The sequence below is a fragment of the Myxococcus xanthus genome, from assembly GCF_006402735.1.
GTDB lineage: Bacteria > Myxococcota > Myxococcia > Myxococcales > Myxococcaceae > Myxococcus > Myxococcus xanthus_A.
Genome location: NZ_CP017174.1, coordinates 4,191,938 through 4,217,198, shown reverse-complemented (window position 1 = coordinate 4,217,198; position 25,261 = coordinate 4,191,938). Strand labels below are relative to the sequence as shown.

General features: G+C 68.5%; 13 protein-coding genes and 3 tRNA genes. 5 read left to right on the top strand and 11 right to left on the bottom strand.

All coding sequences use genetic code 11. From position 1 onward, the window contains the following. Window positions 1-489 (bottom strand): VOC family protein, encoded by a 489-nt coding sequence (locus tag BHS09_RS17950; RefSeq protein WP_171410362.1) that lies wholly within the window; start codon window positions 487-489, stop codon window positions 1-3. 143 nt (window positions 490-632) lie between these two features. On the opposite strand from BHS09_RS17950, the gene BHS09_RS17945 reads away from it, so the two are divergent. Both BHS09_RS17945 and BHS09_RS17940 read left to right on the top strand, forming a co-directional pair. Then, the gene (locus tag BHS09_RS17945) at window positions 633-2,417 is read left to right on the top strand and encodes a vWA domain-containing protein (protein WP_140791598.1); all 1,785 of its coding nucleotides are present in this window, start codon (window positions 633-635) and stop codon (window positions 2,415-2,417) included. A gap of 92 nt (window positions 2,418-2,509) precedes the next feature. Further along, window positions 2,510-3,205 (top strand): expansin EXLX1 family cellulose-binding protein, encoded by a 696-nt coding sequence (locus BHS09_RS17940; protein WP_140791597.1) that lies wholly within the window; start codon window positions 2,510-2,512, stop codon window positions 3,203-3,205. Window positions 3,206-3,220: 15 nt separating this feature from the next. On the opposite strand, the gene BHS09_RS17935 is transcribed toward BHS09_RS17940, so the two are convergent. The 4 genes from BHS09_RS17935 to BHS09_RS17915 all read right to left on the bottom strand — a co-directional run bounded on the left by BHS09_RS17935 (window position 3,221) and on the right by BHS09_RS17915 (window position 13,452). Further along, window positions 3,221-8,788 carry a DNA repair ATPase gene (locus BHS09_RS17935; RefSeq protein WP_140791595.1) on the bottom strand — a complete coding sequence of 1,856 codons (5,568 nt, stop codon included), beginning with the start codon at window positions 8,786-8,788 and terminating at the stop codon, window positions 3,221-3,223. Window positions 8,789-8,930: 142 nt separating this feature from the next. Continuing rightward, window positions 8,931-11,093 (bottom strand): SPFH domain-containing protein, encoded by a 2,163-nt coding sequence (locus tag BHS09_RS17930; protein WP_174258814.1) that lies wholly within the window; start codon window positions 11,091-11,093, stop codon window positions 8,931-8,933. Between the two features lie 114 nt (window positions 11,094-11,207). Then, on the bottom strand, window positions 11,208-12,050 hold the full coding sequence (locus tag BHS09_RS17925) for a hypothetical protein (protein ID WP_140791593.1): 843 nt from the start codon (window positions 12,048-12,050) through the stop codon (window positions 11,208-11,210). Between the two features lie 421 nt (window positions 12,051-12,471). Next, the gene (locus BHS09_RS17915; protein ID WP_140796496.1) at window positions 12,472-13,452 is read right to left on the bottom strand and encodes a methyltransferase; all 981 of its coding nucleotides are present in this window, start codon (window positions 13,450-13,452) and stop codon (window positions 12,472-12,474) included. A gap of 166 nt (window positions 13,453-13,618) precedes the next feature. Here BHS09_RS17915 and BHS09_RS17910 point away from each other — a divergent pair, with 166 nt between their 5' ends. Both BHS09_RS17910 and BHS09_RS40055 read left to right on the top strand, forming a co-directional pair. Beyond that, on the top strand, window positions 13,619-14,344 hold the full coding sequence (locus BHS09_RS17910; RefSeq protein WP_140791592.1) for a 2OG-Fe(II) oxygenase: 726 nt from the start codon (window positions 13,619-13,621) through the stop codon (window positions 14,342-14,344). Window positions 14,345-14,370: 26 nt separating this feature from the next. Further along, window positions 14,371-14,748 (top strand): DUF1330 domain-containing protein, encoded by a 378-nt coding sequence (locus BHS09_RS40055; protein WP_140791590.1) that lies wholly within the window; start codon window positions 14,371-14,373, stop codon window positions 14,746-14,748. A 1-nt stretch (window position 14,749) separates the two neighbouring features. Here the strand turns inward: BHS09_RS40055 and BHS09_RS17900 are convergent, their stop codons facing one another. Continuing rightward, a complete protein-coding gene (locus BHS09_RS17900) occupies window positions 14,750-16,429 on the bottom strand; it encodes an amidase (RefSeq protein ID WP_174258813.1) in 1,680 nt (559 codons plus the stop codon). Between the two features lie 78 nt (window positions 16,430-16,507). On the opposite strand from BHS09_RS17900, the gene BHS09_RS17895 reads away from it, so the two are divergent. After that, on the top strand, window positions 16,508-17,566 hold the full coding sequence (locus BHS09_RS17895) for a patatin-like phospholipase family protein (protein WP_140791588.1): 1,059 nt from the start codon (window positions 16,508-16,510) through the stop codon (window positions 17,564-17,566). Between the two features lie 171 nt (window positions 17,567-17,737). On the opposite strand, the gene mepA is transcribed toward BHS09_RS17895, so the two are convergent. From mepA to BHS09_RS17870, 5 genes are all read right to left on the bottom strand, one after another. After that, complete coding sequence (gene mepA, locus BHS09_RS17890; RefSeq protein WP_140798428.1) at window positions 17,738-23,080, bottom strand: myxosortase-dependent M36 family metallopeptidase MepA; 5,343 nt, start codon at window positions 23,078-23,080, stop codon at window positions 17,738-17,740. Window positions 23,081-23,681: 601 nt separating this feature from the next. After that, window positions 23,682-24,626, bottom strand: a complete 945-nt coding sequence (locus tag BHS09_RS17885; protein ID WP_140798427.1) for an aromatic alcohol reductase — start codon at window positions 24,624-24,626, stop codon at window positions 23,682-23,684. Window positions 24,627-24,845: 219 nt separating this feature from the next. After that, a tRNA-Met gene (locus tag BHS09_RS17880) sits at window positions 24,846-24,919 on the bottom strand. A gap of 65 nt (window positions 24,920-24,984) precedes the next feature. Further along, window positions 24,985-25,058 (bottom strand) — tRNA-Met (locus BHS09_RS17875). A 67-nt stretch (window positions 25,059-25,125) separates the two neighbouring features. Then, window positions 25,126-25,199, bottom strand: a tRNA-Met gene (locus tag BHS09_RS17870). Window positions 25,200-25,261 lie beyond the last annotated feature (62 nt).

The window sequence follows — 25,261 nt, the reverse complement described above, 5'->3', positions numbered from 1 at the left end:
TCAGTGGCCCGCGGCGGATAGCGACTCGAAGGCGGCGATGACCTCCTTCGGCGCCTGCACCAGCTCGATGAGCACGCCCTCTCCGCCGAAGGGGAACTGCTCGCTGCCCTTGGGGTGGATGAAGCAGATGTCGAAGCCCGCGGCGCCCTTGCGGATGCCGCCGGGGGCGAAGCGAAGGCCCTGGGACTCCAGCCACTGCACGGCCACGGGCAGGTCGTCCACCCAGAGGCCCACGTGGTTGAGCGGCGTCTCGTGGACGCGGGGCTTCTTCTCCGGGTCCACGGGCTGCATCAGGTCCACCTCCACCTTGAAGGGGCCCGCGCCCGCGGTGACGATGTCCTCGTCCACGTTCTCGCGCTCGCTGCGGTAGGTGCCGTGGGGCGTCAAGCCCAGCAGGTCGACCCAGAGCTTGCGGAGCGGCGCCTTGTCCGCGCCTCCAATGGCGATCTGCTGGACACCCAGAATTCGAAATGGCCTGGCGGTCTGCATGGAGCGGCACCCTGTCAGACGGGGGTGCCCCAGACAAGGACGCCCGGCCCGGGTGTTCGCCGGAAAATTCATTCGGCTTTAGACCCTTTTTCGCAGGCCATGCGTTTTCGGGAGGCGACCTACTCACCGACCTTGGAGCCCCGATGTCCCCCTTCTCGCTGAAGCGCCAACTGACTGCCTGGGGAAGTGCCCTTCTCGTCGCCAGCACCCTGTCCGCGTGTCACAACCGGAGCCCCGCCAACGATGAGCGCGCCAGCCTCGAGAAGCCCCGTCCCGCGGCCCAGACGGAGAGCGCCGCACGCGCCCCGGAACATGAGGAGTTCACCAGCGACCGGGACAGCGCCGAGCCCTCCGTGGGCGCAGCCACCCTCGCCGGCGCCCCGCCGGCCGCGCCCTCTCTCGCCATGCCCATGCAGCCCGCGCCGGCGCCTGAAGCCGCCAAGAAGGTCTCCAGGAGCAAAGCCGAACTGCATCGCCGCGAACCGGGGCCCGCGAAGCCGTCGGCGGACGCCTTGGCGGGTGCCCCCCTCGAGTCCAAACCACGGGACGCCGCTCCCGCGGGCGGCAATACCTTCGAGGCCTGGAAGGCCAACGCCTTCGTCGAGACGGCCAAGGACCCGCTCTCCACGTTCGCCGCGGACGTGGACACCGCGTCGTACACGGTGTCGCGCCGCTACCTCGTCAACGGCCAGCTCCCGCCCGCGTCCGCCGTCCGCGTGGAGGAGTTCGTCAACTACTTCAAGTTCCGCTACGCGCCCCCGGAGACGGGCGCCTTCGCGGTGCACCTGGAGGGCGCGCCCTCGCCCTTCGACTCCAAGCGCCACTTCCTGCGCGTGGGCGTGCAGGGCAAGGTGGTCTCGCGCTCGCAGCGCAAGCCCGCGCACCTCGTGTTCCTCGTGGACACCAGCGGCTCCATGCACTCGGAGGACAAGCTGCCGCTCGCGAGGGAGGCCATCAAGGTCGCCGTCAAGAACCTCAACGAGAACGACACCGTCGCCATCGTCACCTACGCGGGCAACACCCGGGACGTGCTGCCGCCAACGCCCGCCACCGACGTGAAGAGCATCCACGCCGCGCTCGACTCGCTCACGGCCGGTGGCGGCACGGCGATGGGCTCCGGCATGGAGATGGCCTACCGCCACGCCGTGAAGAAGGCCTCCGGCAGCGTGGTGTCCCGCGTCGTCGTCCTCACCGACGGTGACGCCAACATCGGCCGGAATGTCAGCGCCAATGCCATGCTGGACAGCATCCACAAGTACACGGCCGAGGGCGTCACCCTCACCACCGTGGGCTTCGGCATGGGCAACTACCGCGACGACCTGATGGAGAAGCTCGCGGACAAGGGCAACGGCAACTGCTTCTATGTGGACAGCCTGCGCGAAGCGAAGAAGGTGTTCGAGACGCAGCTCACCGGCACGCTGGAGGTCATCGCCAAGGACGTGAAGTTCCAGGTGGAGTTCAACCCCGCCGCCGTCCGCCGCTACCGGCTGGTGGGCTATGAGAACCGCGACGTCGCCGACCACGACTTCCGCAACGACAAGGTGGACGCGGGCGAGATTGGCGCCGGCCACAACGTCACCGCCGTGTACGAGGTGGAGCTGACGGGTGAAGCCACCGAGCCGCTGGCCACCGTCCGAGTCCGCGCCAAGGCGCCCAACGGCACCGAGGCCTCCGAGCGCGAATTCCCCTTCGAGCGCACGAAGCTGCGTGACACGCTGGCGCAGGCGTCGCCGGACTTCCGCTTCGCCGTCGCCGTGGCCGCCACCGCGGACGTCCTCCGCGACAGCCCCGCCGCGGAGGGCTGGAGCCTGGCCACGGCCGAGAAGCTGGCCGAGGGCGCCACCGAGGGTGACGCCGACCGCAAGGAGTTCGTGCGGCTGGTGACGCAGGCCCGCGCCCTCAAGGGTGCCTCCGTCCGGGGCCGCTGACATCGGGGCGCGAGCCCGCACACACGTCGGGGTGGAGGGTGCCTGGGGCCCTTCCACCCCGATGCCGTTTTGGCGGGGTATGCTGAGCGGCCATGCACCCCCTTCGCTCGAAGTCCCGACGCTTCCTCCTCCCTGTCGCCACGGCGTTCGTCGCCTGTGGCGGTTGCAGTGACGACCCGTCTGGCGGCGGCGCGCCGCTGGGCGAGGAGCAACAGGGCATCGCCACCTTCTACGACGCCGACGGCTCCGGCAATTGCAGCTACGAGCCGACCGGCGACTTGATGGTGGCCGCCATGAACACGCCCCAGTACGCCAACAGCGCGGCCTGTGGGCAGTGCGTGGACATCACCGGGCCCAAGGGCTCGGTCCGCGTGCGCATCGTGGACCGCTGCCCGGAGTGCGAATCCGGCCACCTGGACCTGAGCCGGCAGGCCTTCGCCCGCATCGCGGAGATGCAGCAGGGCCGGGTCAACATCACCTGGACGCCGGTGTCCTGCGACGTGGCGGGGAACATCGAGTACCACTTCAAGAACGGCAGCAATCCCTGGTGGACCGCCATCCAGGTCCGCAACCACCGCCTGCCCATCCAGAAGCTGGAGTGGCGGCGCGGCACCGGCGGATGGCAGGACGTCCCGCGCGAGAGCTACAACTACTTTGTCAACTTGAGCGGCATGGGCGACGGCCCCTTCTCCGTGCGCGTCACCGCCGTGGACGGCCAGCAACTGGAAGACACGCTGGACAGAGTCCTCGACAACCGCAGTGCCGAGGGCTCTGGCCAGTTCCGCTAGCGCGCGGCGTGCGGTTCAGCGCCGCAGCATGGAGCGCAACAGCTCCAGGGCCTCGGTGACGTTCTGCCAGACCTGGAGCGACTTCATGACGCCCTCGCCCTCGCCCTGGATTGCGCGGCGCGAGGCGCGCTCCAGCGGAAGCAGCACGCCCTCCACCAGCTCGATTTGACGGCTCAGCTCGGCGGGTGAAGGCCCGGTCAGCGCGGTGCGCTGCAGGGCCTCCGCGGGCACGTTGGCGGACACATTCACGGGACGCTCCGCCAGCGCGGTGATGGCGCGGGACAGCTGCTCCATGTACGCGCCGAAGTCAGGCGAAGGCGCCAGTGCCGCCATCCGCACGGTGGGCGCGGACTCCGCCGGAGGCTCGGGCGGCCGCTCCGCCTGCGCCGCCACCCGCTCCGTCAGCGCCTTGAGCAGGTGCGCCAGGTGCTTGAGGTACGGCGTCAGGTCCGGCCCCGCGGCCACGGGCGCGGCGACCACGGGCGCCGGGGTGGCCTTCGCGGCCTTCACGGACTCGCGGCCCACCTTCGCCACCTCCAGCACGGCCTCACGCAGGGACTCCAGGCGAGGCAGCACCTCCACCACCGGCCCCGGCTGCTCGTCACGCGCATGGCTGGCGGAGACGTGGTTGGCCGCCTGCACCACCGCGTCCCGCACCGCGCCCAGCTGCTCCTCGATGCCGCTGAGCTGACCGGTGACGCGGGCCACGGGGTCGTCGTCCTTGCCGCCCATGCGCTTCACGCGCGCGAAGCCCTGCTTGATGTCCTCCCAGCGCTTCGCCTTCTCCGGCGTCAGGCGCCCGCGCATCTCCGCCAGCTTGAGCAGGTTCTGCTCCGCCGCCGTCGTCAGCGTCTGGGACTCGCCCTGGTAGTGGTCGTCGATGAGCCGCTCGAGCTCGTCGTCGGTCATCGCGGAGACAATCTTCTCCGTCAGCTTGTTCATGTTGCGGTAGCTGCCCTGCAACTTGAACGCGGGCTCGGAGCGGAAGCGCTCGTCCTGCGCCGCCGAGGCGATGTACTGCAGGTTCACCTTCAGCAGCACCGACTGGGCCCGGAACATGCGCTGGAACACGGCGACGATTTCCTGGAGCTCCGCCGCCGCGTAGCCGTGCTTCAGCTCGCCCGTCTGGACCTCCTCGCCCTGCGCCATGCGAATGAGGCGGTGCGTGTCCGCCGGGTCGCGCGTGGCCAGCGGCGCCGTCACCGTGTTCGACGTGAGCGCGTTCTCGATGTAGCTGAGCGCGAACAGGTGCTCCTTGCCGTCGAGGATGTCACCCAGGTTGTAGGTGTCCGCGCGGTTGGCGAGCATGTCCGGGATGCGGAAGCGCTCGCCCGTCTCCGTGTACGGGTTTCCGGCCATGACCACGCAGAACTTCTTGCCGCGGAGGTCATAGGTGCGCGTCCGGCCGTTCCACACGCCTTCCACGCGGCGCTGGCCGTCGCACAGGGAGATGAACTTCTGGAGCAGCTCCGGGTCCGTGTGCTGGATGTCGTCGAGGTAGAGCATCACGTTGTTGCCCATCTCGAAGGACAGGTTGATGCGCTCCACCTCCTGCCGGGACGTGGCGTTGGGCGCCTCGGCCGGGTCCAGCGACTTCACGGAGTGACCCAACGCCGGGCCATTCACCTTCACGAAGGTGAGTCCCAGGCGGCTGGCGACGTACTCCATCAGCGTCGTCTTGCCGTAGCCCGGAGGCGACATGAGCAGCAGCATGCCCATGCGGTCCGTGCGCTTGCCCTCGCCCGCCGCGCCCAGCTGCTTCGCCAGGTTGGCGCCGATGAGCGGCAGGTACACCTCGTCGATGAGCCGGTTGCGCACGAAGGACGACAGCACCTTCGGCGTCAGCTCCTCCAGGCGCAGCTTGCGGCGCTCGCGCTCCAGCAAGTCCCTCAGCAGCGCGCGGTAGGCCTGGTACTGCGGCACCCGCACCTGCCGGAACTCGCCCAGGCGGGCCAGGAACTCGTCCAGGCGCAGCGGCAGCTTCCGGTCGTGGATGCGCGAATGGTTGCCCAGCAGCGCGGAGACCTCGGTGGCCGTCAGCGCGCCCGCCGTCTCACGGTCCAGCTTGGAGCCAGTGAGCAGCAACACCGCCGTCTCCAGCGCCACATGGACGGAATCCCCCGGACCGCCCTCGCGCTGCGCGAGGTAGCCGTCCAGCCACACCCGGGCGAGCTCCAACCGGGCGCCCAGATCCTTCTCCAGACCGCGCAGGTCGTCCTCGAACGCGGACCGCGTCCCGTGCCGGTCGAGCTCATGCAGGAACGCGTCCCGCAGCGCCACCGCCTCGCCACTGGTGGTGAAGCGCGGGTGCTCCGCGCCCAGTTCCTCGACGAGATAACGGCCCGCTTGCAGCGGCTCGGCTGGCGAGTGCTCCAGGCCGTGCGCGGTGAGGAACGCGGCGATGCGTGCGCCCAGTGATTCGCCCACCTCGGCCAGGCTTCCGCCGGACGCGAAGGTGGTGCGCAGCCGAGCCAGGCTGCGCGCGCGCCGCTGGAACACGGTACGGGCCGCCTCGTCCGCGTCGAACGCCCAGTACAGCGCCGCCCAGGCCCGCGGCACCGGCGCGAAGCGCAACAGCCCAGCGCCCTGGTGCAACCCCAGCAACTTCTCCAGGATGGAGACCGCGTCCGAGTCATGGACGCCGCGCTCGTAGCCCTCGTCGAAGCGGTCGGCCGCGTACGCGCGCACCTTCTCCAGCAGCGTGCCGCTGATGAGCGCCTCGTGCAGCGCGTCCAGCGACTGGCCACGCTTGCCGTCCTCCGCGTCCGCCAGCAGGCAGCCCGCCAGGTACTCGGAGCGGTAGACCCCCGGCGACTCGGAGGCCAGGTGCTGGTCCCAGAGGTCGCGGTACTTGAGCAGCTCCGCGTCATCCACCTTCTGCGCGTAGTCCGTACCGGTGAGCTGGAGGTACAGCTCGCCGTCGCGCGGCAGCAACGTCAGGTCCAGCGGCTGCGTGTTGACGTTGAAGCGGTGCGTCCCCAGCTTGATGACGTTGTCGCCGTCCGCGAACAGGTCCTGCCGGTCCCGCAGGGCGCGCAGCGCGTCCTGCTTGGCGGACTTCACGCGCGACAGGACCTCGTCCGCGCGGACACTGTCCTGAAGCTCCATCAGCTGGTCGGCCAGCTGGCGCAGCTTGAGGATCATCGCGTCGGAGGCGAAGTAGCCGTTGAGCTCGTCGTCCGTCTTGAAGGACTTGGCCCGGCGCTGCACGCCCTGGAGGATGCGCTCCGCGGCGCCGAAGAGGCTCTGCGCGCGGCGCTGCCGCTCGTCCACCAGCGACTGCTTGCGCGCGCCGAAGGCCTCCAGCAGCTCCTCGCGCTTCTGGGTGATCTGCTCCAGGAACTCGTCGAACTCGCCGAAGCGGCCCTCCAGTTCCTCCAACTGCACGGTGAGGCGGGACATCGCCTCGTCGCAGCGCTCCGGGCTGTCCGCCTGCGACAGCGAGCTTTCGATGCTCTGCCCCAGCAGCTTGAACTGCGCGCCGAACTCCGCGCGCTTCTCCCGGCCGGACAGCTCCTTGCGCTTGGCCGCGAGGCTGGCGCGCACGCGGTTGAGGCGACTGAACAGCTCGGAGATGCCCTCCAGGATGCGAGCGCGGGCCAGCGGGTCACCGACCTGCAGACCGCCAACGACCTCGCCCAGGACCTCCAGGCCGTGGGCCGTCCGGTCAATGTCCTCGCCCAGGGGCGCCAGCTCCACGGAAGTCTGCACCGGCTCCAACTGCGCCAGCAGCTCATCCAGGCGCGAGGCCAGCGGCGCCAGCGCCTCGCCCGTCTGGAGGAAATCCACGCAGGCCGTGCTGACCCGGTCGGACGCCTCCACCACCGCGGTCTCCAGGACGTCCACGCGTCCCAGGTCCATGTAGCGGATGTCCTTCAACGTAATCAGGTGCCCGCGCTGCTTGCGCAGGTCCGCCAGCGCCTGCATGAAGGCTTCCGCGTGCGTGAGGTTCTCCGGCTGGACACGCAGCAGCAGCGTCTCCTGCTCCACCTCCGCGACCGCCAGCGACTCGGTGGCGCGCTTCTGCATCGCGACCACCTTCTCGAACTCATCGATGATGAGCTCGGCGGTGCGCCGCAGGGTCTCGACCGGTTCCTGGAGGCCCGTCTCCTCATGGCCCAGCCAGTAGTACGCGTCCAGCGCGCGGGTGGCCGAGGACACCAGGTCCTCATACGTGCGCCGCGTGGGCTTCTCCGACTTCGCGACCCGCTGAATCGTCAGCGCGTCGGAGATGCCGCGCACCAGCTCCGCGTTGCCCACCTTGCCCAGATAGCCCGGGGCCGAGGGCGCCGCCGCGGCGTGCTCCGCGGACACGAACGGGGTCTGCCACACCTGCATCGGGTGGACGCGCGTGGGCTCCTCCGACGCGGAGCGGAAGATGACGAGCTGCCCGTCGGAGAACAGGCTCATGCCGTGCGCGACAAGGGGGTTCTGCACCTCCTTGCGCACCAGGTTGTACGGGAAGAGGACGTAGCAGCCGTCCGTCCGCCGGTGAAAGATGTAGAGCACGTCCTCGCCGTTGGGCGAGCGGATGGCGCGCTTGAACTCCATGCCTTCCGACGCCGCGGCGCCATCGAAGACCTTGAAGTCCCCTGTCTGGAGGTAATAGCCGCCCGGGAAGACGATGCCCTGGTCCTCCGGCAGCCGCACGCACGCCTGGCCAATGGCGTCGATGCGCACCACGTGCTGCGTGCGCGAGTTGAAGACGAGGTAGCGGTGCGCCTTCTCCCGGAACGGCAGCACCCGCAGCAGGATGAGCGTGCCCACCTGGGCCCAGGCGAACTCGGCGTCGTCCAGCGACTGGTCCGGGTCGTCCACGGGCTCGCTGTAGATGCCCATGCCGGTGGAGGTGTTGTCCTCCACCTTGATGGTGAGGTCGCCCTTCACCGTCTCCACGAACACCTGGTCCAGCACGTTGACGTGCGGGTGCTGGCCGGTGACGTAGTTGTCCCGCGTGGCCACCGTCCACTCGAAGTCGTGCGACGGCGGGAAGACGTGGTCGCGCTCGCCCTGGTTGTCCAGGTAGGTGGCGCGGCCCTCCAGGTCCAGGCTGAAGCGGAAGACCTTGATGTCGCGCAGCGACTGGCCCGTCTGGAAGATGGCCAGCAGGCGCGAGTCCAGCTTGCGAATCTGAAGGAGCTTCGCGTCCTTGTAGTACTTGTAGAGTTCGCCGAAGTCCTTCACGAAGCGCGGGTCCGCCAGGAACCCGCCGGCCTCGGAGTTGGGCACGGTGGAGAAGTCGTACCCATCGGCCGTCTTCTCGAACTTGTGCAGGGAGAACACGTCGGACACCGACGTCTCCCGCTTCAGACCGATGAAGACGTTGTAGCCGAAGAGCAGGTACTTGCCGACGCTGGCGATGTCGCACGGGACGCAGTTGTGCTCGGTGCGCACCCGCTCGTTGCCGATGACGGCCAGCTCCGTCCCACCGAAGAGCGCCTTGCGCCGCCCGTTGAGGTCCGTCGCCTTCGCGCCCAGCACATCCGCCTGCGACAGGAGCCGCGAACGGATGACCTCGTAGCTGCCGCCTTCCAGCGCCGCCTCGCCCGCGGGCGCCGCGCCCTTGCCACCGTCAGTTGCCATGAGTGTTCACCGGAAAAGCGAAGACCCCCACCCCCGCACCCTCCCGAGCGGAGGGGCGCCACCCCGGAGGGGAGGCCGGAGTGAGGGTCGTCTTACGGCCGCGCCACCGCCGCCTGTTCACGGCGGTGGCCCATTGGGACTGTCAGCCCTGCTTGTCGACCGTGCCCGGCCGCGCCACGTCTTCCACCAGCGCCTTGAGGCCGGCGGAGGTCGCGGCGACGGGGCTGGCCGCCATCTTGTGCAGCAGCGCGGCCACGGCCAGGTTCTGCGCGTCGTTGCTCAGGCCCGGCTTGGAGAGAATCTCCTTCAGGTCGGCCGGCAGGTCCTTCTCGCCGTTGAGGTAGCCGCCCAGCGCCGTCTTCAGCGCCTCGCCATGGTCCAGCGCGCCGTCCACCGCGGTGCCGAACGACACCGCCTTGACGAAGCGCTCGAAGAACTGGCCGTCGCCACCGACGATGTTGAACTTCGCGTTGGCGAACGCCTTGGCCAGCACCTCGGCCTGCGCGTGCGCGATGTCCTTCTTCGCGCGGATGGCCTCCAGCTCCACGTCGCGCTCCTTGTTGAGCTTGAGGCGGAACTCCTCATGCTCGCGGCCGACACCATCCATCAGCTTCATGGACGCGGCCTTCTCCGCCAGGCCGCGGGCCTCGGCCAGCAGCTTCTCCTGGATGGCAGCGGCCTCGGCCAGCTGCTTCTCGCGCGTGGCAATGGCCTCCGCCTCGCCGCGCTTCTGGATGGCGCTGGCTTCCGCCTCCAGCACGCGCGCGTGGGCCAGCCCCTTCTCCTGCTCACCCGCCGCCTCGGCCAGCAGCTTCTCGCGGACGATGTTCGCCTGCGCCTGGCCCTGCTTCTCGATGGCGCCCGCCTCCGCTTCCTTCACGCGGACGTTGACCATGCCAAGCTTCTCCTGCGCCTGCGCGTCGGCCTCCTTCACGCGGACCTCGGCAAGACCCTCGGCGGCGGCCTCGGCCTGGATGCCCTCGGCCAGACGGACCTTCGCCTTCGCCGTCTTGTCCGCGGCCTCCAGCTCGGCCTCGGCCAGCGTCAGCTTCTCCTTGGCGGTGAACTTGGCCACCTCGTTGGAGGCCTCGGCCGCCTTGATGTCCTTGACCAGCTTCTCCTGCGCCTGCGCCTCGGCGGTGATGAGCAGCGCGTCCTTGCGGCGGGTGGCCTCGGCCTTCACGCGCAGGTCCTTGATGCGCTCCTCCTCCTCCGCCACCGTCTTCTCCACGGCGATGCGGGCGCGCACCACGTCGGCGATGAGCTTCTTCTCGCCTTCGAGCGCCTTCTCCTTGGCGATGCGCTGCAGCTCCGTCTCACGCTCGCGGTTGATGGCTTCCAGGGCGCGGTCCTTCTCCACGCGCTCGGTCTCCACGCCCACCACGCGCTCGCGGTTCTTCTGCGCGACCTCGATCTGCCGGGACTTGTTCTGCTCGTTGATGTTGATTTCTTCCTCGGCCTTGATGCGCGCCAGCTGGGCCTTGGCGTACTCCTCCTGCTTCACGCGCTCGGCCTCGGCCGTCTCGCGGGCCTGGATGCTGTCGATCTCGCGCTTCTGCTTCGCGGCGGCCTCTTCACGCTGACGCTCGAGGGCGAAGATGGCCTCATCCGCCTCCACGTTGCGCTTGGTGACGGCCATGCGCTCGTCCTGGCGCAGCTCGTTGGTGAAGACGTTCTGCTTCGTCGTCAGCTCGGTGATCTTCCGGATGCCCTGCGCGTCGAGGATGTTGTCCTTGTCCAGCATCTCGACCGGGGTCTGCTCCAGGAAGTCGATGGCGCAGTCCTCCAGCATGTACCCGCTGAGGTCACGGCCGATGACGTTGACGACCTGGTCCTTGATCTCCTCGCGCTTGGTGTAGAGCTCCTCGAAGTCGAAGCTCTTGCCCACCGTCTTGAGGGCCTCGGAGAACTTGGCCTCGAAGAGGTTCTCCAGCGTCTCCTGGTCGGAGGCGCGCGCGCAGCCGATGGTCTGCGCCACCTTCAGCACGTCCTCGCGCGTCTTGTTCACGCGGACGAAGAAGGTGACCTTGATGTCACCCCGGATGTTGTCCCTGCAGATGAGGCCTTCCTTGCCACGGCGGTCGATTTCCACCGTCTTCAAGGAGATGTCCATCACCTCGGCCCGGTTGATGATGGGGAACACCACCGCGCCGGTGAAGGTGACGACCGGCTCGTTCTTCAGCGTGTTGACGATGAGCACCTTGCCCTGGTCCACCTGCCGGTAGAGCCGGACGATGGTGAGGAGGATGCCTCCGAGAAGGATGATGCCACCGATGCCGGCAGCGACCGCGGTAATGGGGTCCATGGCCATTTCCTGATTGATGATGACAGCGGGCCTTGTATCAGGCGCCGGAGGTCCCCCGCAAAAGCCCTCCGGCGTCGAATGTGACGGTCGCCCCCTCGGCGCGACCGGTAAAACTCAGCCTCGTGCCTTCACGCGAGCCAATGCCGCGGCGCGGGCCGGATCCTGGAGCTGTTCCATCTCCTCCGGCAGCAGCCAGTCGACCGGCTCCACTTCGTAGACGCGCCGTTCGGCGTCGTACGCGAGGATCAGCGCCGGCTGGCCTCGCTTGAGTTCATTGGGCTTCGCGCAGACGACGTTGAGGATGACGCCCGCTCCGCCGTCCTCGAAGGTCGCGTGGCCCGTCTTGGCCGTCACGCTGCCGCTGGAGATGGTGCACACGCGGCCCATCAGCGCGTCGCGCCCCGGGGCGCGCTTGGTCACGAACACCGGCCGCAGGGGCCGGACCGCGAAGCCCGCCGTCACCGTTCCCGCCGCGAAACACGCCAGCCCCAGCCCGCTGCTCAGCAGCCACGACGGCACCACCCCGCCCAGCGCCTCGTGCAGCGGCTGCGCGCTCATCACCGACAGGAACCAGGCGATGAACGCCACGAAGCTCACGGACACGGTGATGGGGATGCCGGCGAAGCCCATGGCGGCCAGGACTCCGCCACCATCGACGTCGAAATCCGCATCATGGGCACCCAGCGCCTTCGCGCCGCCCAATGCCTTGCCACCCCCCTCGATGGCCCCGCCCAATGCCTTGCCACCACCCTCGATGGCCCCGCCCAATGCCTTGCCACCCCCCTCGATGGCCCCGCTCAGCGCCTTGCCGCCCGACTCCAGCGTGATGTCCCCATCGAACAGGTCGATGCCGACCGCGCCCGCGATGACGAACAGCCAGTACGTCATCACCACGCCGAGGACGATGGTGAAGATGGCGGTCGGGAAGGCAAGAATGGTGTCGAGGAAGGCGCTCATACGGCTTGCGCCCCACTCTAAACGAATGTCATTCCCATCGAAAACGTACCTTGCGCTTTTCTGCCCCGTCCCTGGGCGGTCGGCCGGGCAGCACCTGCGTTGCCGCGCGGCCCCCCTGAGGCCTACAGGAGGACGGCTCACATGGGGGGGCGGGATTCCCCTTACGCAAGGCGCATGGCCCCTCAAGCGGAACCAGCCCGGCAGCCCAGTCCCCGGCCAGCAACCCGGCCCGAGAGGTACTTCGACGTCCCGGGCAAGAGCGGCAAACAGCAACGGAGGCAGCTTCGGGACCGGCGCGAGGCCACGCTGGTGCGCCGCCTACTGAAGGTGCCTGGGCCCTGCTGAACATGCTCGACACGTCCCAGCAGCGCCGGAGGCGGGCGGACCAGTGAGCCCCCGCCTCACGGCGACCGGTGGTGGCTCAGGCCACCACGGCTTCGACGACGCTGGGCGGCATCGTCGTCGGGAAGACGTTGGACAGTCTCAGCCCCGCCTTCTCCAAGAGCGCCGTGTACTCCGGCCCCGTGCGCTCCCGGCCGCCCACGAGCACGAGCATGGCCAGGTCGTAGAGGTTGCCGAAGTGCGGCACGTTGTCGCCGGGCAGCACCGTCTCCACGATGAGCAACCGCGAGTCGGGACGCATCGCCGCGCGGATGCACTTGAGGATGCGCAGGCTCTGCTCGTCATCCCAGTCATGGAGGATCTGCGACAGGATGTAGACGTCCTTGCCTTCGGGAACGATGCGCTCGAAGAAGTCACCGGCGACGACGTCACACCGCGACGACAGTCCCTGCTCGGCGATTCGCTCGCGGGCTTCCACCGCCACGTGAGGCATTTCGAAGACGGTGCCGCGGACGCCGGGATTGGCCTTGAGGATGTGCGTCAGCAGCATGCCCGTACCGCCGCCCACGTCGACGATGCTGCGCGCGGAGGAGAAGTCATATCCGTTCACCACGGCGGGCGCGTTCAGCGTCTGGTACGCGGCCATGCTGCCATTGAAGATGGCGGCGACGTCGGGATGCGTCGTCATGTAGTTGAAGAACGTGTCGCCCATGAACTTCTCGACCGTGGGCTTGCCCGTCTTCAAGGCGGTGGCCAGGTCTCCCCACGCCTGCCACGACAGGATGTGTCCATGCGCCCGGAGCGAGCCATACACAGAGCCGGGGTTGTCCTTGCGAAGCATTCCGCCCAGCTCCGTGAGGGCCCAGCGCTGCGTGGACTCATCCTTCACGAGCACGCCCAGGCCGCTGAGCAGCCGCAACAGCCGGCGCAGCGTGGGCGCATGAGTCCCACTGGCCTCGGCGAGCTCCTCCACCGTCTTGGGCGTATCACCGATGGTATCCGCGAGCTCGAGTTCCGCCATGATTTGAAGGCTTCGGGAAACCCAGAAGCCATAGACCATTTGCGTCATCTGCAGAGCGGCGGGCGGAGGCGCGTGAGAGGATCGAGGTTGCTGGCTCATGTGTCCGTCTCCAAGGAGTTGAGTAGCATCGGCAAGGCTGCAACCTATAAGGTAGGCTGTAAAACTGCTACGGTTCTCTCATTCACCCTGAAGGCCGAGTCTCCCCGTGCGCGCTTACATCACCCGCCGAGAGGCCTTGCCCCGCAGCACGCTTCTTGAGCTGCGGACCGCCCTGCTCGGCTCGCGCTTCGTGGCACGCAGTCCGTTGATGGGGACGTTCCAGGCCAGCCGGGGGTTTGCCTTCATCTTCACGCACGAGGGCCGCGCCACGTTGGAGGCCCGCTTCCCCTTTTTGGTGCCCTACCTGGGCCGCGTGCTGGACCCGGCAAGTGCGACAGGATTGTTGCCTTGGCATGAGCGGCTCTGGGGTTCGCGGCGGGAGCGGCCCGTCCCCAATGCATTCTATCTCAACCTCCTGTTGCTCGATGCGGGGCGCGGCGTGGGGCGACACATCGACGCGACACTGCAGGAGCCCAGCGGCGTCCCCGATGCGACGCCCCGGCACGTGAGTGTGCTGTATCTCCAGGTCCCCGAGCGCGCCCAGGGCGGCGAGCTGCGCCTGCTCCAGAATGACACCCCCGTGGGTGAAATCCGCCCTCGAGAGGGCCTGCTGGTGCACTTCCGCGGCGACCTCCAACATGAGGTGCGGCCCTTCACTGGCAGCCAGGAAGGCGCGAGCCGCGCCAGCCTCGTGTGTGAGCAATACGTCTTCCCGCCCGAGGCGCTCGCCCGAATCCCCGCCTTCCGCATCCAATCCAAGGCAGGCTTCGCCGCGTATCTCGACCACCAGCGCGAGCAGCCCGGTGGCGGCTCCGTGGGCACATTGGAATAGCGTTCATCCCGAACCGAGGAGGCACCATGGCCGTCGATCCCCAGCACACCGACGTTGAACGCTTCATGCAGGAGGATCCGGGAGGCCCCGTGGTCATCCTGAACCTGGTGCGCTTCAAGGAAGGCGGCCGCGCGTCCTACGAGGCCTACGCGAGCGCGGTGATGCCCTTCATCCAGAAGGTGGGCGCCCAGCCCCTCTACGCTGGAGACGGCTCCACGGCGCTGGTGGCCGATCCCGGACAGACGTGGGACGCGGTGCTCCTGGTCCGCTATCCCAGCCGCGCCGCCTTCCTGCAGATGGTGGCGGACCCGGAGTACCAGCACATCGCGCACCTGCGCACGGAGGCACTCCAGGAAGCCGTGCTCCAGGCCACCACGCCCTGGGCCACGTCGCCGGAGCCCTGAGTCAGGGCTTCGCGGTTGGGCCTCCCGCGCCAGCGTGCACCCGCAGGTCCGCCGTCTCCGCGAAGGTGGGCGGACGCCGGTGCTTCGACGCCTGCTCATAGGCATAGGCCAGCTTCAACAGGACGGGCTCGCTCCAGGCCCCGCCGACGAAGGACAGCCCCACGGGCAAGCCGTACACGAACCCCGCGGGCACGGTGATGGAGGCGTAGCCTGATACAGCCGAGGGCGTGGAGCTGCTGCCCAGCCAGTGGTCACCGTTGATGGGGTCGATGAGCCCCACGGGCGCCTGCGTCGGCGCGACCAGCGCATCCAGCTTGTGCTTCTTCATCACCGCGTTCAGCCCCTGCGCGCGCGACAGACGGCGGCAGGCCTGGAGGGCCTTGAGATAGGCCTTGTCCGTCAGGGGCCCCTTGGCCTGAGCCATGTGGAAGAGCTCCTGGCCGAAGTACGGCAGCTCCGACGGCGCGTGCGCTTCGTTGTAGCGGATGAGGTCCGCGAGCGTGCGAGGGGCCGTCCCCTCCTCCAGCGTCGCAAGGTAGGCCTCCAGCCCCGCCTTGAACTCGTAGAGGAGGACCTCCAGTTCGGGGGCGGCCACCTGCGCCGCCGCGGGAATCGGCGCCGGATCCACGAGGATGGCGCCGCGGGACTTCATCAAGGCCAGGGCCTCCTCCACGAGCGCGTCGGTGGCCGGGTGGTAGCCGAAGAAGCGCTCCCGGGGCACGCCGATGCGAGCGCCCTTCAGCCCGTCCACGTCGAGGAACCGGGTGTAGTCCGCATGGGCATTGCCCCGACTCGCCGCCGTCGCCGCGTCCAAAGGGTCCACGCCCGCGAGCACGCTCAACAGCGCCGCGGCATCCGCCACGGTGCGCGTCATGGGCCCAGCCGTGTCCTGGCTGTGGGAGATGGGAATGATGCCGGAGCGGCTCACCAGTCCCACCGTCGGCTTGAGCCCCACCAACGCGCTGGCCGCCGAGGGCGACACGATGGAGCCATCCGTCTCCGTGCCCACGGACACGGCGCAGAAGTTGGCCGCCGTGGCCGCGCCCGCCCCCGAACTGGAACCCGAAGGCGTCCTGTCGAGCGCATACGGGTTGCGCGTCTGGCCACCCCGCGCGCTCCAGCCACTGGCCGAGCGCGTGGAGCGGAAGTTGGCCCACTCGCTCAGGTTCGTCTTGCCCAGGATGACCGCGCCCGCGGCTCGCAGGCGCTCCACGATGAACGCGTCCCGAGGCGGCCGCGCGCCCACCAACGCCAGGGAACCCGCCGTCGTCTGCATCTGGTCCGCGGTGGCGATGTTGTCCTTGAGGAGCACCGGGATGCCGTGCAGCGGGCCCCGGGGCCCCTTCTCGCGGCGCTCCTGGTCGAGCGCGGCGGCCGTGGCGAGCGCGTCTGGGTTCAGCTCGATGACGGAGCGCAGAGGGAGGCGCCCGCGCGAGTCCCAGTCGGCGATGCGCGCGAGGTAGCGCTCCGCGAGGCCTTGCGCGGTGAGCTCGCCTGCCTTCATCGCGGCTTGGAGGTCCACCACGGTGGCCTCGGCCAGTTCGAAGGGCCGCGCGGGCGTCGGGGCCGCGTAGGCGGGGGCATCCAGTGAGGCGAGCGCCGTGGCAGCGGCCGTTCCGCCCAGGAGGGTGCGGCGGCTGAGGCCCACCGGGGAGCCGGGAGAGGCTGCGGTTTTCTTCATGGTGGGGAGGCTACAGCACCCCGGCGGCACGCGAAGAGTCGCAACCCCGGTGGGGCTTCGTTAGGTTGGCGGGCCGATATGGCCTCCCACCTCACGCTCCTGGCCGGGCCGGACGCGCTCCGGCTCGTTCGCGAACGAGGCTTGCGCGGAGACGACGTGGACGTCGTCCCCGGCGCCTCCGGCGGTCCGAAGTGGCTGGTGCTGGCGGGACTGGACCGGGCGCTCTTCGCCGGCCTCTTCCAGAACCGCTCGCGCCCCCTCCACCTCATCGGCAGTTCCATTGGAAGCTGGCGGCTCGCCTGCGTGGCCCAGAAGGACCCGGTGCTGGCCTTGCGCCGCTTCGAGGCGGCGTACATCGACCAACGCTATCCGCCCAAGCCCACGCCCACTCAAGTGAGCGAGACCTGCGAGCGCATCCTGGATGCGCTGCTGGGCGAGGACGGTGAAGCGGAGATTCTGGGCCACCCCTGGGCACGGCTGCATGTCGTCACCGCGCTGTGCCGGGGGGCGGTGGGAATGGAAGGCCCGGGGGCGCAGCTCTTAGGGCTCGTGCTCTGCGCCCTGGGCAACATGGTCAGCCGGCGGACGCTGGGGCTCCACATGGAGCGCGTCATCTTCCACACGGCCGGGGACACCAGCCCCTTCGCCGGGCTCAAGGACCTGCCCTCCACCCACCTGCCACTGACGCGGGAGAACCTGCGACTGGCGCTGCTGGCGTCAGGCTCCATCCCCCTGCTCTTCAGCGGCGTGCGTATTCCCGGCGCGCCCGCGGGCGTGTTTCGCGACGGCGGCGTGGTCGACTACCACCTGGACCTGGACTTCGGCCCGGGCACGGGCCTGGTGCTGTACCCGCACTTCTACCCGTACGTGGTGCCGGGCTGGTTCGACAAGTCGCTGCGGTGGCGGCGGGCACGGCCCCAGAACTTCCGCCGGGCGCTGCTCATCGCCCCGTCCCAGGCGTTGGTGGCCCGCCTTCCCGGAGGCCGGATTCCGGACCGGGTCGACTTCGAACGGATGAAGGACGCCGAGCGCATGCGCGCCTGGAACCAGGTGGTCTCCGAGAGCGAGCGCATGGGCGACGAGCTACACGAGCTGATGGCCACCGGACGCCTCGCGGAGCACGTGCGGCCCCTCTGAGGTCCGCAGCCCCTCGGCCCGGAAAAGTCGACGGCCGGCCCCCTTGAATCCGGGAGCCGGCCGCCAGGAAGTTCATCTTCAGTCGGCGTTCCGCGACGCCCGGACACTCACTTCATCCGGGCCCCGCGGAGGCCTCCTCCCACCCGGAGGCAGGAGGAGGACCCGCGCGTCTCAGTTCAGACGACGGCGGCGCAGCAGGCCGAGCAGCGCCAGGCCGATCATCCCGACCGGAGCGCCCGCGCCCGTCGCGGAGCAGCCACCGCTGTCACCGCCGTTGCGGGCGGAGAACTGCACGGTGTTGCTGCTCTCGGCGCCCGCGGAGTCCGTCACCGTCAGGCGGAACGAGAACGACGCCGTCTTGTCGTCGAGGTCAGGCAGGTTGACGACCGCAACCGCCTGGTCCGCGCCGGAGATGGTCGCGTTCGGACCGGAGACCTGCGTCCAGCGGTACGTCAGCGCATCGCCGTTCGCGTCGCTGGAAGCCGAGCCGTCGAGCGTGGCCGACGTCTGGTTGCCAGAGAGCACCGCGCGAGCGGACGCCACCGGCGCGACGTTCTCCTCGGTCACGCTGATGGACGTCACGTCGACCACAGTCGCCGTACCGTCGCTGACCGTCAGGAGGAAGGTCAGCGGCTCGGAGGAGGCCGGGGTGGTGAACGTCGGCGTCAGCGAGGACGCGTCAGACAGCGTCACGGGCGTGCCGCCGATCTGCGTCCAGACGATGACGAGCGTGTCACCGTCAGCGTCGGTCGCCGTGCCGTTGAGCGTCACGGTGGCGCCCTCCGCCACGACGGCCGACTCGCCCGCGTCCGCTTCCGGAGCAGTGTTGCTCGGGTTTGCACCCGGGTCCGCCGCCACGAGGACGCGCACGACGTCGCTGGTGGTCGAGGTGCCGTCGCTGACCGTCAGGATGAAGCCCAGCGTGTCACCGTTGACCGTGCTCGGCGCGGTGAACGACGGCGTCAGGGTGTCGGCGCCCGTCAGGGTCACATCCGTGCCACCGATCTGCTCCCAGTGATACGTCAGCGTGTCACCCTCGGCGTCGCTCGCGGAGCCGCTGAGCGTCACGGTGTCGCCGGCGTTCGCCGTGGCATCGATACCCGCGTTCACGGTCGGCGCCGAGTTCGCCGGCAGAGAACCATCGATGATGGTCACCGGCACCGCCTTGGAGGCAGAGGCCGAGCCGTCCGTCGCCGTCACGGTGAACTCGTACGAGCCCGGGACCGGGGTGGCGAAGGAGATGGCGGACGTGCCGGCGCCATTGATGGCAACCGTCGAACCACCCGTCTGCTCCCAGCTATAGCTGAGCGCATCACCATCCGGGTCGACCGCGGAGGCCGTCACGGTGACAGTACCCGCGGCGAAGGCCACGGACGTGTCGGAGACGATGGGCGCGCGGTTCGCGTTGGTGACCGTCACGGTGACCGTGTCGTTCGCCGTGGCGATGCCGTCGCTGACCGTCAGACGGAAGACCAGCGGCTCATCCAGCGTGACCTCGGGCGCGATGAACGTCGCCGTCGGCGTGGTGTAGTCCTTCACCGCCACCGGCGTACCGGAGACCTGGGTCCACAGGTACGTGAGGGCATCGCCGTCCTCGTCGCTGGCGGAGCCGCTCAGCGTGTACGCAGCGCGCTCCTCGACAATGCCGTCGAGGCCCGCGTTCACGGTGGGTGCATGGTTGGGCAGCGCCACCGTCACGGTCACCGAGTCCGTGGCCGTCTTGACGCCGTCGGAGACGGTCAGCGTGAACACCAGTGCGGTGGCCTCGGTGACCTGCGGCGCCGTGAACGACGGCGTCAGGGTGTTGGCACCCGCCAGGGTGACCGCGGGGCCAGACGTCTGTGCCCAGGTGAAGGTCACCGGCTGGCCTTCCGGATCGGCAGCCGAACCGTAGAGGCTCACCAGTTCACCCGGCGCGATGGACCGGTCCGGACCGGCGTTGGCGATGGGCCAGGGGTTCACACAGACGCCATCCTCAGCCGCGATGGTGGTGAACGGAGTATTCGTGATGCCGTTGAACTCGAGGTCGTCCAGCAGCCAGCCCGTGTAGCCGAAGCTCATGTCCGTACCGACGCGGAAGCGGACCTGCACCGTCTTGCCGGCGTAGGCCGTGCCCAGATCGATGGTCGCGGGGAGCATGCCCGGGAACTGCGGGTTGTAACCGGACAGCGCGGGCTTGCCAGCCAGCGGGTTATCGTTGCCCGGGTAGGTCTCGAGAATCGTGTTGTGGATCGGATCGCCGATGTCCACCCAGGTGTTGCCACCGTCCTCGGAGATTTCGACCGTGGCGCCGTCGTAGTCATCCTCGAAGTCCCAAGCGTGCAGGAAGTTGATCACGAAGGGCTCGGTCGCGCTGACGTGCAGCTCAGGCGAGATGAGGCGGACGTCGGCGAAGGAAGCGGTGTTCTCCGCGTAGAACGTGCGGTTGCCGTCGTCGAACGTGACCACGCTGAACACGGCCGGGGTCAGGGCCTCGTCGTACTCGGTGGTCCAGGGCAGCTTGGACGGGGTGATCTGAACGTCCTCGATGTTGGAGGAGTTCGGACGCTCGTCGAAGTGCGTCGTGAGGATGATGCTATCCGTGATGTCGCCGGGGATCGCCTGGCCCGCATCACGCGCCGCGATGTCGATGGTCACGTCCTGCTGGCCCGTCGCGCCCGTGAGCGAGACCGGGATGGAGACCGTGGCCTCACCGAACACGGGGATGGCCGGGAAGCTCGCCTGACCACCGTTGCCGAACTCGAGACCCGAGAAGGCGGAGGACAGGTTGACGCTGGAGGCGGACGCAGTCAGCGCGCCCGCATTGCGCACGGTGACCTCGATGCGGCCCGTCTCACCGTTGTCCAGGATGCCGTCGAGGTCGCACGAGCCAGCCTCGACGTCGTCGATGAACTCGGCCGACACGATCTGGATGGCCGAGCCGACCACGAAGCTCTCCACGACACCGGCGTGGTTCGTGGAGTAGCGGTCCGGAGCCACGGCACCGACGCCCGCGCCGCGCTTGGCGAAGGCCGTCCAGAACCGCTCGGCGTCCGCCGGGTCGTTGGCGTAGGCCGCCGCGATGACGGCGTCACGCGCCTCCAGGTAGGTGGGGGCCGCCGGCGTGAGCTTATACCCGTTCACCAGGTAGCTCTTCATCCGGTCCTGCGCCTCCTGGAACGGATGCGCGCGGAGCAGCGACGTGTAGCACTCCCACAGCATCGTCGCCCAGATCTCGCCGGAGTTGTGGACCTGCGAGTTCGGCAGACCCGTGTTGCCGTTGAACGGCACGCCCGTGGGCAGCGCCACGCCGTCCATGATGTGACGGAACGACAGCGCGTTCTTGGTCTGGTCCGACGAGTACGTGCCACGGCGGATACCGAAGAACTCGGAGTTCGCGTCCGCGCGCGTGGCGTAGCCCGCGGCGGCGTAGGCGCCGTTCCAGTTCGCGTTGGACGGGACGTTGATGTCCTCGGCGCGAACCATCATCAGCAGGGCGGTGAAGTCACCCCAGCCCTCGCCCATCGCGCGGCCCTGGTTGTTCACCAGACCGGACGAGTTCGCGACGAGGCGGTTGCTGATGTAGTGGCCCCACTCGTGCGCCACGATGGCGTTGTCGATGGTGCCGTCGATCCACGTGGTCGGGCCACGCCACAGGGTGACGTTGAGCGCCGGCAGGCCGCTGCGCAGCACGTTGCCATCATCCAGGTTCACGCGAAGCGTGGGGATGGTGATGGTGGTGGAGTCGCCACCCAGGTCGATCGTGGGACCCGCGACGTTGTCGTGGATGATGACGCCGATGGCGCCCGCGTTCTGCGCGTTGGTCACCTTGATGACGAAGTCGCAGCCGCCGCGGTCGATGATGGCGATCTTGCCAGCGACCTCGGCCGCGTTGGTCAGCGCGGTGCAGCCGTCACGGTCGGTCGGACCCGCGGTGTTGGCCGCGTCCAGCGCCGCTACCGCGTCGCCGGTGACGTTGAAGGTCTGCGGACCGAAGGAGGAGGAGACGCCACCCTGGTAGTCACCCGCGACCTGCGCCGGAGCGTTCGCCGTCAGGCGCGAGTTGCGCGGGCCGGCGAACAGGTACATCTGCATGCGCGGCGACGCACCGTCCGCCGGCGTGAGCATGTTGGCGTTGTCGGTGCCGCTGTAGTCCTGCGCCTGCGCCTGCAGACGGTCACCACCCATGCCGCCACGCCCGAAGTTGTCATGCTGGGCGTTGCCGGAGGCCTCGTCGAAGCCGGCGTCGTAGTACCAGTCGTGGAGCCAGTTGTTCAGGAAGAACAGGCTCGTCGTCGCCGCGGCGATCTGCTCCGCGTTGGCGTTCGGCTGGATGCCGAAGTCGATGGTCCGGTCGAACACGCCCGGAGCCGTGACGGAAGCGCGGAGGTCGCCGGCGTTGAAGTAGTCCGGCGCGGTGAGGTCCGCGTACGCGTCGACGTTGTTACCCTGCGTCTCCGTCGCGCCGTCCGGCAGCCAGGGATCGTTCCGGCTGAACGGGAGGCTCTCGAGGGTGATCAGGTTCGCCGGAACGTACGGCGAGACGTAGCCGTCCGGGGTGCCGGTCGGGTGCGGCGTACCGCCGCTGCCGATCGGACCGTCGTGCGGCGTGTACGGCGGCGTCGCGTCCGAGAACACGCGGTAGCTGAACTCCGCGTGCGCCTTCAGGTCGTTGCGCATCAGCAACTGACCGTCGGTGGCGGAGACGACGTACGCGAAGTAGTCCGAGTCCACGCTGTTCGCGCGGCCCGTGTTGATCTCCACGTAGTACGCGGGGACCAGCTTGCCAGGCAGCGGGAAGTAGACCTGCTTCGCGCGGGCGGGGATGACAAACCCCTCCTCGAGCGGACGCGCGTAGCTGGCCAGAGTGAAGTGCGAGTACTTGTCGCCCTTCTTCGCGTCGCTCACGCGGGTGAGCAGGTTGCGGTCCAGCGCGGCGCCCGTGAGGTCCTTGTAGGCCACGGCGATCGCCTCGGCCGCGGGCACGGTGAAGCGCGCCTTGCCCTTCGGGATCTCCACGGAAGCGTGCTTGGAGAGGCTGCCGGAGATGGCAACCACCTGGTTGTGCTTGTTCAGCAGCACCTTCAGCGACTGGCGGAAGACCTCGATCCCCGAGGACTCCTGGGCCAGCGTCACGACCTTCACGCCCTGCGTGTTGGTGCTGACGTTGGTGACCTTCGCGCCCGCGGCCTCAAACGAAGCGAGACCGTAGAGAGGAGCGTGGGCAGAAATCTGCGCCAGCGCCGCCTTGGCGGGAGACATCTTCGCGTACTCGCCACGGAGCTTCGTCTGCTCCGAGGTCGGGTGCGTCCAGATGAACGTCGGGGAACCGGTCAGCGAGTCCTTGTGGGCGACCCGCGCCCCCTTCAGGCTGCTGTTGACCGGCTTGAATCCCGCGGCGGCACGGCCCGCGGGCTTCGCGTCCTGGAGTGCATCGTAGTTCGGCAACGTCCGGGCGACGGAACTGGTACCGGACAGTACCAGGGCAAGCCCGGACAGCGTGGCAACCAACCTTCTCACGTGGGGAGACTCCATTTACGACGGCGGGGGTGGCCGCCTTCCTTACAGCCTGGGTCGAAGGTTCCGGCCCCATCGCCGAAACTCCCAGTCACGGTCAGAAGGCGACCAAGTGACAGATTGTCACCTGGCGGAGAGATTAGTGCCCGATCGGATGTAAGTTAAAAGGCGACACGCGCATTTTTTCCAATGCAGCGCAGAATTCCGCAATTACGGCAGGTTGCGTCGAACATGGGGGAGCCATGAGCACTGGTTATGGACGCGCATGGGCTTGGGGAGTGGTGCTTTGGGCACTTGTGCTTGGCGCGACTGGGTGTCTGGGCACCGCGGAACGCCCGTTCCCGCGCGCCGAGGCCGCCAGGGACCCGGGTAACGCGACACCTGAGTCCATGACGCGCGGCAACGGAGGCGCGAAGGACTCAGGCAGCGCGACGCAATCCGCCTCCGAGGAGAAAAACAGCACGGCCACATCCCGTGGCTGCGCCTGGGGACATCTGCGCTGCTGTGATGATCAGTGCGCACCCGCGACGCGGTGCGCCCTGCTTGCGTGCGACCCGAGCCCGCAGCGCACCGCCACCGAGACGCGCTGACACCACCGAGTGTCCGCGACGCACACGGGCTACGGCTGTGAAGCGAGTGGCAACGTCTCCCGCGCGGATGCTGGCACCATCCACCGTGCGTCAAGGAAGTCGCGCAACGTCGTGGGCCGGAGCCGCGGGTACTCGGCATTGGCCGGATCGCGCAGTCTCCCCTTCCCCGCAAGCTGCGAGAGCAGACTCAGCTGCGCGGAAGACACCTGGACCGACACGCCTTCGGGACGCGCGCGAACGAGTTGCCGGCGAAGGTCCTCCACGCTTCCCCTGCACACGCGGCGCAAGCGCTGACCGGTCAGCGCTTCGTACAGGGCGGCCACGTCATTCACCGTCGCCACGTCACCCACGAACTCCAGCCGCCGGCCCGCGGCGTGAGGATCCACCACCACTTCCGCCACCCATCGCGCCGCATCCGTCATCGCGGTGACGTCGAAGGGCTCGTCTCCCGTGCCCCAGTACGAGACAACGCCGCGCGCGAAGTCGAACACCTGCGCCTGCGGCGACAGCGCCGTCTCCATGAACGCGCCGCACAGGACGAAGGTGTACGGCACGCCACTCTTCACCACGGCGTCGGCGACACGGCGGTGCGCATCCATGAAGGCGTCACCCGCGTCCGCATCGGTGTAGTCCAGCGAGTAGTCCGAAGGGATGAAGCGGATGACGCCATGCCGCCGCGCGGAGTCCAGCAAGCGGAGTTGCCCTTCCACTTGCACCTCGGGTGGTCCGCTCACGGCGGCGACCACCGCGTCCACGCCCTCCAACGCCGAATCGAGCGAGCGCATGTCATCCAGCGTCCCGCTCACCAACGTCACCCCATGCTCCGCCAGGCGCACCAGCGCATCACTGCGCGTGCCCGGACGTACCAACACGTGCAGGTGGATGCCGGGACGCGCCAGCAGCGCCGACGCCAACCTGCCGCCAAAACGCCCCGTACCGCCGACCAGCAGAACATGCGTGATCTCGGTGTCCATGGACTCCTCCTCGTCGTTGTCGGCGGCGTGAGCCGCGCATCACCGGTGGGGGTAATCCCCTACGAGGAAGATGGACCGTGGTGCCGGGTACGCCTTCACCAGCGAACGCAACGCGCTCGGCCGGACGCAGGGCAGCCGCGGCGGAGGACGGTCGCCGTGTCGAGACGTGCAAAAGAAATCGGCCCGGCCATTCCATGAGAATGACCGGGCCGACCTGAGTTGCGGGGGCAGGATTTGAACCTGCGACCTTCGGGTTATGAGCCCGACGAGCTACCAGGCTGCTCCACCCCGCGTCATGTTTGGGTTCAACAACTCGAAACCTGACTGCGATTCCAATCAGAATTCGAGGTACAACGAGTTGCGGGGGCAGGATTTGAACCTGCGACCTTCGGGTTATGAGCCCGACGAGCTACCAGGCTGCTCCACCCCGCGACATGTCTTGAAGCTCAACTACTCGAAACCTGACTGCGATTCCAATCAAGTTTCGAAGTACAACGAATTGCGGGGGCAGGATTTGAACCTGCGACCTTCGGGTTATGAGCCCGACGAGCTACCAGGCTGCTCCACCCCGCGGTAGAGAGAGGCGAGGCGGTAAGTACCGTCCCTCGCCTGTACCGTCAACACCTTTCTCCAGC